This window comes from Streptomyces agglomeratus (genome assembly GCF_001746415.1).
Classification (GTDB): domain Bacteria; phylum Actinomycetota; class Actinomycetes; order Streptomycetales; family Streptomycetaceae; genus Streptomyces; species Streptomyces agglomeratus.
This window is the reverse complement of record NZ_MEHJ01000001.1, coordinates 1,774,537-1,788,045: the sequence shown is the minus strand read 5'-3', so window position 1 is coordinate 1,788,045 and position 13,509 is coordinate 1,774,537. Positions and strand designations below refer to the sequence as shown.

Sequence of the window (13,509 nt, the reverse complement as noted above, 5' to 3'; positions counted from 1 at the left end):
TGACCGCGGCCGCCCACCCAACCGCGGTTCCGCCCGCCGACGACCCCCGCCCGCCGATCGGCCCCCCCCGTCGGCGGGCGGGGGTCTTTCGCGAGGTCAGGCACCCGCGCGGTCGGCGCGCGCCGCCCCGGCCTGTAGCGTCGGGGGCATGGGTGAGCACTCTGTAGTTGATGTCGGCGACGTACGCCTGGCCTATCGGACCTGGGGCGATTCGTACGGGGCGCCGGTCGTGCTCCTGCACGGACTGGGCTCGTCGTCGGCGAGCTGGGAAGAGGCCGGGCAGGCGCTCGGCGAGGAATGGCGGGTCTACGCGATCGACCTGCGCGGGCACGGCGAGAGCGACTGGCCCGACGAGTACTCCGTCGAGCTCATGCGGGACGACGTCCTCGGCTTCCTCGACGAGCTGGAACTGGACCGGGTCGGTGTGGTCGGCCACGGTATGGGCGGAGTCGTCGCCCGCCTGCTGGCCCAGGACAACTCGGACCGCGTGGAGCGGCTCGTCCTGGAGGAGACCCCGCCGCCGTTCCCCGGCGGGACGGAGGTCGCGGACGTGCGCCCCGACGAGCCGCTGGACTACGACTGGCCCGTCGCGGCGGCCATCACCCGCCAGCTCGCCGACCCCGACCCGGACTGGGCCGAGAGCCTCGGCGAGATCGTCGCGCCCACCATGATTATCACCGGTGGTCCCGACAGCTCCATGCCCCAGGACCGGATGCAGGACATGGCCGCGCTCATCCCCGACTGCCGGCTGATCACCATCCCGGCCGGCCATTACCTGCACGAGGAACGGCCGCGCCCCTTCGCCCACGAGGTCACCGAGTTCATGACCAGCTGACGCCGGCCGGTGCCGGGCGGGGTCGCGCCGCCGCTGTCAGCGGTGGTACCAGTCCGTGCTGTCGCTGATGGCGATCGAGACGTACGTCTGATGGATCGCCACCAGTGAGGCCACCAACCGGGGGTCCCAGTCGTCCCGCAGTACGCGGTAGTCGCCCGCCAGCCCGCGGAACGACATCACGGCCCGGCCCGCCCCGTCGCGCCACACGATGCGGCGCGGGGTCGTGACCGGGTCCTGCGCGATGCCGGTGAAGGCGGCGACGAGCAGCGCGACGTTGACGGGCAGCAGCACCGTCCACCACAGCGCCCACCACATCAGGCGGCCGGCCGAGCCGCGTACCGGGGGCTTGCCCGTCTGCTCCATGGTCCAGTGGGAACGGCCGATCCGGAAGACGCGGCCGCGCCGCAGCGAGATGCGGCCGATGGGCGTACCGTCCGGGTCCACCACCCGGTAGGCGAAGCGCGGGCCGCCGAATCCGAAGCCCGTGCCGTGTTCCGTGGTGACCGTGGCGAGGAGTTCGCGGCACCGGTCGTCGCCGTACAGGAGGATCTCCCGGGCGCCCGGGAGGTACGCGTTCGGGCCGCCGGCGGCGGTGTTGCGCAGCAGGTGTGCCACCGGACGCGGGCCCTGCGGCGTGCCGTCGTCGGCGACGACCATGACCGGTGCGCCGGGCTTGACGCCGATCGACCTGTCGCGGCCGCGCCCGGTGTGGCTGCGGGGGTCGAGCATTCTGTACGTGATCGCCATTCGGGCGGCCCCCGTTTTCGTGTGGTCCGTTCCGTTCTGGGGCGTCAGCCTAATAGCGGGGCCGGTGCGCGCTCTTGCCGGGCGTCGCCAGTCGTGGCATACAGGTCTGGACCAATGCCTTCACCGGGAGGGTCCGACTGTGCAACGCCCCACCGTCTGCGCCGTGTTGACCTGTTCTGCCGCTGTTCTCGTGCTCACCGCCGCCGGGTGCGCCGGGGCGCCACCGGACCGCGACACCGAGAAACCCACCTCGCCCGGCGGGGTGACGGCCCAGGCGGGCAGCGCCACGTCGGTCCATGTGATGTGGGACCGGTCGACGGACAACGAGGCGGTCGCCGGTTACGAGGTGTACGAGGACGGCGCCCGGGTCGAGGCCGTCACCGGTGAGCGGAACATGACCGACATCGACCGGCTCACTCCCTCGACGGCGTACACCTTTACCGTCCGGGCGCGGGACGCGGCGGGCAATCTCTCGGCGCCCAGTGACGCCGTCCCCGTCACGACCCCGGCCCCCACGCCGGACGACCGGAAGGCGCCCTCCGTGCCCGGCGGGCTGCGGGGGCGGGTCGAGGGGGACGGCGCGGTCGGTCTGTCCTGGCGGCGGGCCACCGACGACACGGCCGTCACCTCGTACGACATCTACCAGGAGGACTCCCGCATCCACAGCGTGCGCGGTACCGCCACCACGGCCCGGATCACCGGGCTGCGGCCCGGGACCGTCTACACCTTCACCGTCCGGGCGCGGGACGCCGCCGAGAACTCCTCCGGGGACAGCGCCCCGCTCGACCTGACCACCGCGCCGGGCCGGGGCGAGGGGCCGTCCACCGCTCCCCGGGATCTGCGGGCCACGGCACGTACGAAGGACGGGGCGCGCGGGATCGAGCTGGAGTGGACGCCGCCGCGGGTGGGGCGCGGCGGCGAGGTCCGGGAGCACCAGCTCTTCATCGACGGCGAGTTGGCCACGACGATCGTGTGGGGCGGGGACCCGCCGGCGGGTACGGCGACGTACCACTTCACGGTGGGCGAGCCGCCCGGCACGCGCTACAGCGTCAAGCTGCGCGCCAAGCTCCCGGACGGGAAGTGGGGCGACTTCTCGGCGCAGCGGACCCTGGTGACGCGCTGAGCGGCCGGGCGGCGCCGCTCATTCGGGCGTGGGCCGGGGGTCCGGTGCGGCCGGCTGCCCTGCCTGCCCTGATTCCGCCGGGTTCACCGACTTTCCCGGGTGGCTGAGGCGCTGGTGCTCGGCCTCCGGGACCTGTTCGCCCGAGGAGGGGAGCAACTGGGGGATGCCGTCGACGATCGGATAGCGGCGCCGCAGACGGGGGTTGTAAAGGGCGTCCCCGGGGTCCAGGAGGGTGAGCGGCCCCTTGTCGAGCGGGCAGGCCAGGATCTTCAGCAGGGGGTCATCGGGGTTCATGGCTCAGCTCCTGGGTGTCGGCGGTCTGCTGGTGCGTCGTGAGGGTCAGGAGAACGGCCACCGCGAGGACGGCGCCGGCCAGGCGCAGCGTCAGGCGCAGCGGGTCGTCGGGGAGGGACTCGCCGAAGGCGAAGGTGCCGACAACCGCCGTGTACAGGCAGGACGTCGTCGTGCACACGGGGACGATCAGTGAGGCACGGCAGCGTTGCAGCGCCGTCTGGGACAGCAGCAGGCCGGTCGCTCCCGTGATCAGCAGGAGGTACGGGTACGGGCTCGTGAGCAGGGCGACCGCGGCTGCCGACGGGTCCCGGAGGGTGGCTGTGGTCAGGTGGGCCGAGACTCCCTTGATGGCGAGGGAGCTCACGCCGTAGACGAAGCCGACGGCCACGCCGTACTCGACGCCGTTCGAGGTGGGCGCGCGGTGGCGGTGGCGTCGGCGGTGGGCGGTGCGGCGTTCGGTGGCGGTGTACAGGCCGAGGCCGGCGGCGAGCGAGACGCCGCTGAGCAGCGCGATCAGGGCGAACGGGGAGCTGTGGCCGACGCTGTCCGTGCTCTGGCGCAGGGAGGCGACCACCATGAGGAGGGCCACCAGGACGGTGGCCAGCGCGTAGCGCTCGCGGGCCGATGTGCGTTCGCCCAGGTAGCGGTTGGAGAAGAGGAGCAGGAGGACCAGACCGGATACGAACAGGGCCTGGGCCGCCGCCATGGGGAGCGTCCTGTACACGATGAGCTGCGCCGCGAAGCCGCCGGCCAGGGCCAGTGAGCCGCCGATCCACAGCGGGCTGCCCAGGAGGTGGCGCAGCAGGTGGGCGGGGCGGCGTACGTTCAGGGACGGGAGCCCTGCCAGGGCGCGCTTCTGGAGCACGAAGCCCGCGCTGTAGAGGACGTTCGCCAGCAGAGCGGCTGCCACCCCCCACCACATGCCGCTCAGGCCCCGGCCCGGCGGCGGGCGTGCGCCAGCAGGATCGAGGCCGCGGACGGGGCGGCGGAGGCCATGAGCCGGTCCAGGGGGCGCAGGGGGCGAGGGACGCCGTGGAAGGGGGCGCCGGTGATCCGCACGACGTCGAAGCCGGACGCGGTGAGGAACTCGCGCAGTGCGCGGGCCGTGTAGAGGCGCAGGTGGCCCACCACCTCGGTGCCGGGGCGGCCGTGGATCGCGCGCAGGCTCACCTCCGAGAAGACGGGCTGGGTGCCGGCGAGCAGCAGGGCGCGGTTGTACCAGGCGGCGAGGTTGGGGGTGGAGAGCATGAGGTGGCCGCCGGGAGGCAGGACGCGGCGCAGCTCGTCGAGGGCGCTGTCCGGGTCCACCAGGTGCTCTATGACCTCGCTGAAGAGGATCGCGTCCGCCGCGCCGGTGGCGAAGGGCAGCCCGTTGTCGGACAGTTCGCCCCTCACGACGTGGGGGAGGTGTGCGGAGGCGCGGCGCAGGGCGTCCTGCGACCAGTCGACGCCGATGACGCGGTGGCCGCGCAGCAGCGGCGCGGCGGTGGCGGCCGCCGTGCCGTCGCCGCAGCCGATGTCCAGGACGGTCGCTCCCGGCCGGGGCAGCGCGGCGGCCAGGATGCGGGCCTGGCGAAGGGTGCGCGGGGTACCGGAGGCCACCGGGACCGCGGGGTTCTCGTAGAAGTCCTGGAGGGTGGGCGGGGTGACCGGTGTGGGCGTGGGTGGTGTCATGCGGGTTCTCCGGATGCTGCCTCCAGGTACTCCGCGAAGAGGTCCCGCAGGCGTTCGCCGTCCGCCGCGCCCAGCAGCGCGCCCGACCAGCGCAGCGCCAGATGCAGGCGGCCGGCCGTGCTGGCCGTGGTGACCGTGAGGCCGCGCGGCATGCGGGCCGGGGCCGAGAACCACACCGCCGTCGCCCGGCCCGTGCCTTCGCCGAAGTCCAGGGGGTACGGGACCCGGCCGATGTTGCTGAGGAGCGTCGTCGACGTCCACGGCGCCGCTGTCCGGCGCAGCGCGCGGGTGACCGCCGCCCGTAGCGCCACGGGGAGCACGGGGGCGGTGAGCAGGGCCGCGCCGTGGCCCAGTTGGGGACGCGGGAGCGCCTTCAGGGTGCGCGTGCGCAGCGCCGTGCGGCGCAGGAGTTCCCGGACGTCCGTCGACGTGGTCAGCTCTTCCGGGGCGAACGGCACCTCCACCAGGCGGGTCCCGTTGCCTATGGGCATGTCCAGGCCCCTCGACCGGTCGTCCACCGGCATCGTGATCCGCATGGGCCGGGGCGGGCTGCCGTGCTCGCGGTTCCAGGCGGCGATCGTGCGGGCCGTCGCGACCATGAGCTGGTCGTTGACCGTGTACGGGGCGCCGCGCGGCCGGGTCGGGAGCGGCAGCTCGGCCGTCAGCATGCCGTTGGGGGCGGCCGAGTTCGGTGTGCCCCGCGCCACGCGCGCCACCGGGGCGAAGCCGGGGCGGGGGGCCGGGGCCGGGCGGTCCTGGGAGGTGTGCGGCGCGGGGGCGCGGGGGGGCGCCGGTGGCGGGGGAGTTGTCCCGGCCGCCGTAGAGCTCGGCGGCGGTGGCCAGGACGCGGAGGCAGGCCGGGCCGTCGAGGGCGGTGTGGTTGATGGTGAGGAGGAGCACCCGGTCGATGACCTCCAGGCGTACGGGTGGGGACAGGGCGAGCGGGGTGCGAGGGAGAGCGCGCGGGTCCGGGAGTCCGTGAGCGCCTGGGGGGTGGGGCGGTGGAACGTGACGACTTCCGTGTCGGGGTGCGGCGTCAGCTCCCATTCGTACCGGCGCCGGTACCAGCGGCCCGGGGCCTCGCGCATCAGGATGCGGGGGTGGCGCCGCAGTGCCTCGTTGAAGGCGGCGCGCAGGCGTGCGGGGTCCGGGGCGGCGGGCAGGTGCACCTCGATGTGCACCGTCTCGGGCACCCGGGGGTGCAGGCAGTGGCGGGTGACCTCGTCCACGACGGTGAAGGGCACGCGGCGGGGCTGTCCGCCGGGGCGGGCGGGATGCTGAAGCGCGGTCACTTTGCCTTCTCCTCGCCGGGGCCGGGTTCTTGGCCCGGGGTACCGGTTGCCGGGGTTGCGGGTGGCGGGGGCTCCGGGGCGGCGCCGCGGACGTTCCGGGCGCGCGCGGTCGTCACCAGGGCCGCTGTCAGCGCCGTCAGGGCCAGGAGCTGCGCCGCGGGGCCGAACGTGCCCTCGGAGGCGGCGGCGGGCGCCCCCGCGTCCAGGGCCGCCGCGACGCCCGCCGCCGTCATCGCCAGCAGCGCCGCGGGCGGGAGGATCTTGGGGCGGAAGTGGGCCACCAGGGCCAGAAGTGGCACCAGCAGGACCAACGGGCCCGCCACTACGGCCAGTACGAGGGCCGGGGCCGCCAGCCCGAGGATCGCGCCCGGCGCCGGCGCCGCCGGTTCGGTGAGTGGTGTGTCCGGTGATGGTGCGGGGGTGCGGCGGCGGTACAGGGCCAGTGCCACCAGGGTGGTCAGGGCCAGCGCGCCGCCTATCAGGCCCGCCTCGTACACGCGCGCGGGTGCGTACTCCATCCGCACGGTGCCGCCCGCGCCCTCCGGGATCAGCCAGCCCTGCTGCCAGCCGTCGAGTCGTACCGACGGCAGTTTCCGGCCGTTGAGCGTGGCCTGCCAGCCCGCGTTCGCGTTCTCGTACGTCTGGAGGTACGACGCTTCCCCGGGGCCCACCTTCAGGGACCGGCGGTCGCCCGCGGCGTCCTGGACGGTCAGCTCGCGGGACTGCTTCGCCGGGGGTGCGGCCTTGTTCCTGGTGAGCGTGATGTCGGTCAGGGCCAGCGGGCCCTGGTCGCCCGCTTCCACGCGGTGCGTGCCGGCGGACAGGCTTGCCCTGCCGTCGCGCTGGGGTCCCGCGCAGAGCGAGACCTCGACCGGGCGGCGCTCTGTCAGGTCGCTCAGCTTTCCCTCGGCCGAGGTGGCGTGGAGCGTGCCGTCGATGGCGAGGACCGGGCCCTGGCCGCAGGGCAGCCGGAAGGTCCGGGACGGGTCGGGCTGCGGGACCCGGAAGTCCTCCAGCGCCGGTACGTACACCTCGCTCAGGCCCACCGGGAGCTGCATCTCACCGTCCGCCACCGGGTTGTGGACCGTGAGCGGCGCCGAGCGGGTGATCCTGATGTCGAGCCGGTCCGTGTTGATCGGTTCGAAGCGGGCCAGGCCGTTCTCGTCCACCGAGGCCGTCGTGGCTCCGTCGGGCGAGCTGATCTCCACCTGTTCCGGGCGGGTGGACAGGCCGCCGGCCGGGGCGAAGACGATCTCGCCGATGGGGCGCTTCCCCGGCCAGCGCAGGTGCAGGGTGGGATCGGCGCCGGCGATCCAGGCCGTGGTCAGGTCGCCGTCGACCAGGTTGCGCGGGGTGAGGGACGCGCCCAGCCGGGAGGTCGAGTCGGCCGTGGCGGTCAGGCGGCGGCGCTGTTCGGGGGCGAGGCTGTAGAGGAGTTCGTCCAGCTTGTCGCCCGGTACGGGCAGGGCCGTCGCCCGCAGCGCGTACGTTCCCTTCGTGGCCGTCGAGAACTGGCGGTGCAGACCCACCTCCGCCGACACCGGCGAGAGGCCGCCCGGGTCGCTGCCCCGGTGCAGGGAGATCAGGTCGGGGTCCGCGTCCCGGGGCAGCGAGAGGAGCCGGGTCACCTGGACGCCGGGGATGTCGACGGCGGTGAAGCCCGCGCCCATCAGGCCGGGGCGGCCCTGCTGGGCGCTGGTGATGGTCAGTTTGAGGTACGTGGCCTTCCCCGGTGGTGCGCTGATCTGCTGGGGCGAGCCGTCGGGGTGGAGGGGGCTCGTCCTGGTTCCGTTGTCCGTTTCCACCCGTACGGCTGTGGGCGCCGCCCGCACCCCGTCGGACGGCAGCGGTGTGACGCGGATCTGGGAGGGGACGTCGGTGCGGGAGGCGAACGCGATGCGCAGCCACTCGCCGGTCGGCTGCGCCGCGCTGCCTTCCGTCCACGCCGTGTCGGGATTCCCGTCGAAGGCGTTCACCGGGTCGTACTGCGGCAGGTGGAACAGCCAGTTCCCGCTGCTCGACGCCGTCACCGACTCCGCGCCGCGCAGCACCGCCGTCGTCTGGTGCTCCGTGCCGTGGGTCGGCAGGATCTGGCGGGGCTCGCGGCCCGGGTCCTGGAGGCTCTCCGGGTGGTTCTTCTCGGTGGCCGTGTACGTGTACGACGTATTGGAGTTCACCAGGCCGAAGCGCGTGTCGGCGCGGCGCAGCCCGTCGGCGCTCGCCCGTAGCGCCGGGTCGCCGAGACCCGGGTGGCTGTCGCCGGTGAGCACGGCGGGACGCCTGCGCACGGTCGGGTCGGCCGAGAGGCGCAGGAGTGCTTCCGGCCCTCCGCTGACGATGGCGGTGTCGGCCACCGGGCTGATGTCCGCCCTGCCGGGGCGCTTCGCCGCGGCGGGCGGCTCGTAGATCTCCACCGCTTGCAGGCGCGGGTAGAGGCCCTCGATCTGCACGGGTGTGTCGTCCGGGATACGGCCGCCCGTGAGCACCGGGCCGAAGCCCGTCACCCGGCGGTAGCCGGACTCCTCCAGCGTGCGCTTCACGGTCTGCGGGGGCAGGTATCCGAGCTGGTCCGGGTCGAGGTCGTTGCGTACGACGACGTAGTGCAGGCCCGCGCGGCCCAGGTAGTCGCTCAGGCCGGGGACTTGAGCACCGGTGGTGAGGGCCTGCTCCACCGCGTCCATGGCGCGGCGGTTGCCGGGCGTGCCGAACGGCACGTAGTCGCGCTGCGCCCAGCGGGTCTCGGCGAGTACGTCGAGCGGCTGGTCGATGGTGGAGCCCCAGGTGTAAGTCCCGTGCGCGGTGGCCGGCACCACCAGGGCGCGGCTGTCGGGCGAGTACTGCTTCAGCCAGCCGGCCGTCGCCTTCCAGTGGGCGGGGAGCTTCGTGAAGGAACCCGGCTGGAGGATGTCGCCGTTGAGGTAGGGCAGGGCGAGGGCGGGGAGCACGAGCAGCGTCGTGAGCAGGGGGACCGCGCGGCGGACCCGCGGGCGGGTGGTCGCCGTGATGTGCGTCAGACCCAGGACCAGCACCAGATCCAGTCCGGGCTGGAACTTGTAGATGTTGCGGAAGGGGACCAGAGGGCCGTTCAGCCAGTCCTGGACCGTTCCGTGGAAGGGGCCGCCCAGCGAGCCGCCGTACCCGGCGAGGGTGACGGCGGTAACCGAGAGGGTGACCAGGAGCAGCCAGCGCCGCTCCGGCATGTCCCGGCGGGCCAGGCCCGCGAGACCCAGCGCGGCGGCGAGGGCCGAGCCGAGGATGACGGGGACCGAGGTGGCCACCGTCCAGCCGGCGGGCAGCCACGCCTCACCGAAGTGCAGGTACGCCGTCCAGTTGCCGGCGCCACGCAGCAGCTCCGTGGCCGACATGGTGGCCGTCGTGGTCTCCGCCTGCTCGACGTACGGCAGGAAGTTCTCGCCGTGTATGCCGAGGAGCAGGAGGGGGACCACCCACCAGGCGGTGGCCAGCAGGACTCCGGGGACCCACCAGGCGATCAGCGCGCGGCGGCGAGGGGTGGGCGGGCGGGAGAGGAGGTAGAGCGCCACCGGGAGGAGAGCCGCCAGCGTCGAGGCCGCGTTCACTCCGCCCATGCACGGGATCACCAGCGCCGACCGGAGCGCGGCGACGCGGGCCGTGGTGCGGGGGTCGGTGAGCGGCAGCAGGACCCAGGGCAGGAGCGCTCCCGGCAGTGCGGCCGCCGAGGTCGAGCCGACGACGATCGTGAACGTCGGCCACAGGGCGTACGCAGCCGCTCCGGCGAGGCGGGTGGCGGGCGAACCGGCGCCCAGGCGCTCCGCCAGGCGCAGCGCGCCCCAGAAGGCCGTGGTCACGACGATCGAGAGCCACAGGCGCTCCGCGAGCCAGACGGGCAGATGCGCCAGGTCGGCCAGTGCGTAGAACGGCAGCATCGGGAAGGCGTAGCCGACGTACTGGTCGAAGATCCCGCCGAAGCCCGCCCTGCTGTGCCACAGCTCGCCCAGGTCCGAGAGGAACCGGAACGGGTCCAGTGCCACGCCGAGTTTCGTCTCGAACGTCATCCTGCCCGGCGCCGCCGCCAGGAAGGCGATGAGGGTGGCCGCCCAGAAGCCGAACAGCCAGCGGCGCGAGCGCGGTCCGGCAGGTGGACCGGCGGCGGGCGGCGGCGGTGGTGTCCTGGGTGGTGCCTGGAGGGTGGTCGTCATGGACACCGCCGGAGGATGAGGAGGAGATTCCAGGTGGCGAACTCGCGCAGCAGGGGGATCTTCGGTACGACAGCGGGGAGGAACGGCCAGTAGCGGGCCCGGGCGGTCACCAGCTCGACGTCGGCGCGCGTACGCACCTGGCGCAGGGTGGTGCCGATGTGGATCGGGAAGAGGTTCTCGCCGACGGTGTGCTTGGCACTGCGGCCGGTGCGGCGCTCGTAGCGGCGGCGGCCCCGTTCGGCGCCCAGGTAGTGCCAGGGCGCCCACTCGTGGCCGCCCCAGGGGGAATACCAGTTGGTGAACGAGACATAGATCAGGCCGCCGGGCGCGGTCACGCGGATCAGCTCGCTCAGGAAGGTCCCCGGGTCCTCGACGTGCTCAAGGACGTTGGAGGAGAAGCTGATGTCCGCCGCTCCGTCCGCGAGGGGCAGCAGATAGCCGTCGGCCAGTACGGTGCCCCGGGTCCTGCGGACGCCGAGTTCCCGTACGTCCGGTTCGAACAGGTAGCTGTGTGCCCCTCGCCGGCGGAACTCCTCGGTGAAGTGGCCGCTGCCGCCGCCGATGTCGACGACGGTCCGGCCGGCCAGCGGGCCGTACCGCTCCAGCTGGTCGGCGGCGTCACGGGCCAGCAGCGAGTAGCAGGCGTCGGGATCGGTCTGCTCGTTCAGGAAGGCCCGGAAGAGGGTGACGGACCTGCGGAGGGAGGGGTCCTTCACCGGTGGTCACCTCCGCCGGTGGGAGAGGGCCGCCTCCGCCGCCACCGCCCGGAACTGGCGCACCGTACTGCTCCACCGGTAGTGCGCGGCCCGCGCGGCGGCCGCGCGGCCCATCGCCTCGCGGCGCTCGGTGCTCAGGGCGAGCGTGCACCAGGCGGCGGCGAACGAACTCTCGCCGCGCGCCAGTACGCCCGTCACCCCGTCGGCTATGGAGTCCCGCAGCCCCGGTACGTCGAACCCGATCGCGGGGGTGCCCCGGGTGGCCGCCTCGGTGACCACCAGGCCCCAGCCCTCCACGGCGGAGGGATGCAGTAAGAGGTGCGCAGCGCACAGGAGTTGGTGTTTCTCGGTCTCGGAGACATGACCCTTGAAGATCACGTCAGGGCCGGCGAAAGCCTCCAGACGGTGGCGTTCCGGGCCGTCGCCGATGATCACCAGTTTGCCGCCGGTGACCGGTCTGACCCTCTCCCACAGGCGCAGGAGGAGGTCGATGCGCTTGTACTCGACCAGCCGGCCCATCGCCAGGAAGAGCGGTTCGGGCGAACGCGGTGTGCGCTCCGCCGGCTGTTCGACGCCGTTGTGCACGACCCGGATGCGGGCGGGGTCCACTCCCAGCGCGCCGAGTGCCCCGGCTGTGGAGGCCGAGACGGCGACCAGCAGGTTCTCGCGTTGCGCCGCGGACAGCGCCCAGTGCTCCAGGCGGCGTCCGAGGCCGGCGGCCGGGCCCGGATAGCGCATGCCCCACAGCTCCGTGTGCACATGGTTGACCAGGCACAGGGTGGGGCCGCGGTGCCAGAGCGGGGTCAGGTAGGGCAGGCCGTTGCAGACCTCGACCAGCAGGTCGCAGTCGCCGACCTGCCGGGCGAAGGCGTGGCGCGCCTTGATGAAGTGCCCGAGGTCGCCGCCCGCGGAGACGACCCGGTAGTCGCGGTACGCCGCCGGGCCTCCGCACAGCAGGGTCACCTGGTGGCCGAGGGCCGTCAGGCCGTCCGCGAGGCGGTCGACGAGGAGTTCGGAGCCGCCGGCGGCCGGATTGCCGAGGTCGCGGCGGGAGAGGAAGACGATTCTGCGGGGGTGCGGGGAACCGGTGTGGGGAAGTGGTGGGTGGGTCTCTTGGGGTTTCGCATCGTGCAGGGTGGGGGGCACGTGCTGGGGCATGCGAGCTCCAACTCGTTTCAGGGGTGCGGAAACCGGTGGGGCTGTGCTCGGGGTGGGAGGTCAGTTTTCGGCACGCTGTTCGACGCGGCTACTCACCTCGGTGACAATTTCGGGCCCAGTGTGAGCTGATGTGTCATCACATCGCGACGACGGGTGTGGTCGCGCGCGGTTCGCGCCCCCGTACGACGAGCACCGCTCCCGCCGCCGCCAGGAGTGCTCCCGCCGCGCCGCCGCCCACCGGCAGCGTCTCTCCCACCAGTTCCAGGCGATCGCTGTCGCCGGACGCCAGCTCGACCTGGGCGCGCTGCGTGGGCGGTGTGAACTCCAGCCGGCGGCTGTCCAGCAGGACCACCTTGTCCCGCTTCCCGCCGGGTGCGCGCAGCGTCTTGCGCGGGCCGATCGCGGCGTTCACGATGCGGCCCGTGCGCCGGTCGACGACCAGCTCGATGCCGTGGTTGGCGTACCACTCCTCCGCGAGCACCTGACCGCGCTTCGGCAGCCCGACGAGCCGCCCCGGAACCAGCCGGGTGCCGGTCCTGGTGGGTTCGACGGAGCCCGTGAAGCGGTAGCCCTCGTACCCCTGGATCCGTCGCACACCGGCGAAGCGGAGGCGGACGGTCGAGCCGAGGGTGTTGTCCCACCAGCGGTACGAGCGCTTCTGCACGTCGAAGGGGAACTTGAGGTACGCCTCCCCGTCGAAGGCCGGCTTCTCGCCGCAGCAGTGCACGGGCTCGTTGGTGCGCCGGTCGGTCACCCAGCGCTCCAGCGTCCACTGGAGCGAGTCGTGGGTGTCGGCGGCGGGGAGGGTGGCGTCGGTGTCGACGGAGGTCGAGACGTCCCAGATCGCCCTGCCGCTCTTCTCGCTGTCGGCCACGTCGCCCCGCACCTGGCGGGTGATCGTGAGTCTCTTGCTGGTGACGGTCCTGATCTCGGTGGTGTCGAAGTAGCTGCCGGTGCCGGTGAAGACCGTGGTGACGTCCACGTCGACCGGCGTGCGTTTCGCGCGCGGCTCGACGTACCAGGCCAGCATCGGGGCGAGGACCAGCAGGAAGACGCCGGCGCCCAGCAGGGCCAGCGACAGGGGGGAAGCGGTGCGACGCATACGGGCGACTCCAGGAAGGGCCGGCGGGGGTGGCTCGGCGAATACGTGCACATGCGTATGGGCCGGGAACCGTAAGCGCCCTCTTGACGGACTGTCAATGCAGTGTTGACACTGGGGCATTGCCGGACGGGGTCGGCGCACACCGGTGGGGTCACAGCGTCAGAGAGGCTGACCCGCCATGTCCAAATTCCTCGCAGCGGCGCTGACCGTCGTTGCCGCCGCCGCCCTGGCCGTGGGCGCCGCCCTCGCCGTCGTGGCACTGCTGAGCGCTACCCCGGAGCAGCCCAATGTGCCGCTGATCAGCTACGAGTCGGCGACGCCCCGGAAGTGACCCCGGTGGGAGTACCCCCAGTGGAGACGACCGCGGTGGACACGACCGCAGTGGACGGG

Annotated in this window: 11 protein-coding genes and 1 pseudogene; 3 read left to right on the top strand and 9 right to left on the bottom strand. The window is 73.3% G+C overall.

What is annotated here, in order from left to right; all coding sequences use genetic code 11:
• Positions 1-148 precede the first annotated feature (148 nt).
• The gene (locus tag AS594_RS07550) at positions 149-835 is read left to right on the top strand and encodes an alpha/beta fold hydrolase (RefSeq protein ID WP_069933250.1); all 687 of its coding nucleotides are present in this window, start codon (positions 149-151) and stop codon (positions 833-835) included.
• Positions 836-871: 36 nt separating this feature from the next.
• Here AS594_RS07550 and AS594_RS07545 read toward each other — a convergent pair whose 3' ends face one another.
• Positions 872-1,582, bottom strand: coding sequence for a hypothetical protein (locus AS594_RS07545; protein ID WP_069933251.1), 711 nt, complete (start codon positions 1,580-1,582; stop codon positions 872-874).
• A 166-nt stretch (positions 1,583-1,748) separates the two neighbouring features.
• Between AS594_RS07545 and AS594_RS07540 the strand changes: the two genes are divergently transcribed.
• Positions 1,749-2,705 carry a fibronectin type III domain-containing protein gene (locus AS594_RS07540; protein ID WP_420877887.1) on the top strand — a complete coding sequence of 319 codons (957 nt, stop codon included), beginning with the start codon at positions 1,749-1,751 and terminating at the stop codon, positions 2,703-2,705.
• A gap of 18 nt (positions 2,706-2,723) precedes the next feature.
• Here the strand turns inward: AS594_RS07540 and AS594_RS07535 are convergent, their stop codons facing one another.
• The 8 genes and pseudogenes from AS594_RS07535 to pgfA all read right to left on the bottom strand — a co-directional run bounded on the left by AS594_RS07535 (position 2,724) and on the right by pgfA (position 13,119).
• Positions 2,724-2,999 carry a Trm112 family protein gene (locus AS594_RS07535; RefSeq protein WP_069933253.1) on the bottom strand — a complete coding sequence of 92 codons (276 nt, stop codon included), beginning with the start codon at positions 2,997-2,999 and terminating at the stop codon, positions 2,724-2,726.
• Entirely contained in the window at positions 2,986-3,909 is a 924-nt protein-coding gene (locus AS594_RS07530; protein WP_069930332.1) for a hypothetical protein, read from the bottom strand. The genes AS594_RS07535 and AS594_RS07530 overlap by 14 nt, the downstream gene beginning before the upstream one ends.
• Positions 3,910-3,926: 17 nt before the next feature.
• Positions 3,927-4,673, bottom strand: a complete 747-nt coding sequence (locus tag AS594_RS07525) for a class I SAM-dependent methyltransferase (protein ID WP_069933254.1) — start codon at positions 4,671-4,673, stop codon at positions 3,927-3,929.
• A pseudogene (locus AS594_RS07520) lies at positions 4,670-5,965 on the bottom strand (condensation protein). The gene AS594_RS07525 and the pseudogene AS594_RS07520 overlap by 4 nt, the downstream one beginning before the upstream one ends.
• Positions 5,962-10,143 (bottom strand): alpha-(1->3)-arabinofuranosyltransferase domain-containing protein, encoded by a 4,182-nt coding sequence (locus AS594_RS07515; protein WP_069933256.1) that lies wholly within the window; start codon positions 10,141-10,143, stop codon positions 5,962-5,964. Before AS594_RS07515 ends, AS594_RS07520 begins: the two are co-directional and overlap by 4 nt.
• The gene (locus AS594_RS07510) at positions 10,140-10,859 is read right to left on the bottom strand and encodes a class I SAM-dependent methyltransferase (protein ID WP_069926240.1); all 720 of its coding nucleotides are present in this window, start codon (positions 10,857-10,859) and stop codon (positions 10,140-10,142) included. The genes AS594_RS07515 and AS594_RS07510 overlap by 4 nt, the downstream gene beginning before the upstream one ends.
• A 6-nt stretch (positions 10,860-10,865) precedes the next feature.
• Entirely contained in the window at positions 10,866-12,017 is a 1,152-nt protein-coding gene (locus tag AS594_RS07505) for a glycosyltransferase family 4 protein (protein WP_069926239.1), read from the bottom strand.
• A 136-nt stretch (positions 12,018-12,153) separates the two neighbouring features.
• A complete protein-coding gene (gene pgfA / locus AS594_RS07500; protein WP_069933257.1) occupies positions 12,154-13,119 on the bottom strand; it encodes a cell envelope lipid trafficking protein PgfA in 966 nt (321 codons plus the stop codon).
• Positions 13,120-13,297: 178 nt separating this feature from the next.
• Here pgfA and AS594_RS44555 point away from each other — a divergent pair, with 178 nt between their 5' ends.
• Entirely contained in the window at positions 13,298-13,450 is a 153-nt protein-coding gene (locus AS594_RS44555; RefSeq protein ID WP_167368001.1) for a hypothetical protein, read from the top strand.
• Positions 13,451-13,509: the final 59 nt, after the last annotated feature.

Excerpts from the sequence above, each read along its gene's own strand:
- AS594_RS07550 (WP_069933250.1), top strand. The coding sequence starts at position 149 with ATGGGTGAGCACTCTGTAGTTGATGTCGGCGACGTACGCCTGGCCTAT.
- AS594_RS07545 (WP_069933251.1), bottom strand. The coding sequence starts at position 1,582 with ATGGCGATCACGTACAGAATGCTCGACCCCCGCAGCCACACCGGGCGC.
- AS594_RS07535 (WP_069933253.1), bottom strand. The coding sequence starts at position 2,999 with ATGAACCCCGATGACCCCCTGCTGAAGATCCTGGCCTGCCCGCTCGAC.
- AS594_RS07525 (WP_069933254.1), bottom strand. The coding sequence starts at position 4,673 with ATGACACCACCCACGCCCACACCGGTCACCCCGCCCACCCTCCAGGAC.
- AS594_RS07515 (WP_069933256.1), bottom strand. The coding sequence starts at position 10,143 with ATGACGACCACCCTCCAGGCACCACCCAGGACACCACCGCCGCCGCCC.
- AS594_RS07505 (WP_069926239.1), bottom strand. The coding sequence starts at position 12,017 with ATGCCCCAGCACGTGCCCCCCACCCTGCACGATGCGAAACCCCAAGAG.
- pgfA (WP_069933257.1), bottom strand. The coding sequence starts at position 13,119 with ATGCGTCGCACCGCTTCCCCCCTGTCGCTGGCCCTGCTGGGCGCCGGC.
- AS594_RS44555 (WP_167368001.1), top strand. The coding sequence starts at position 13,298 with ATGTCCAAATTCCTCGCAGCGGCGCTGACCGTCGTTGCCGCCGCCGCC.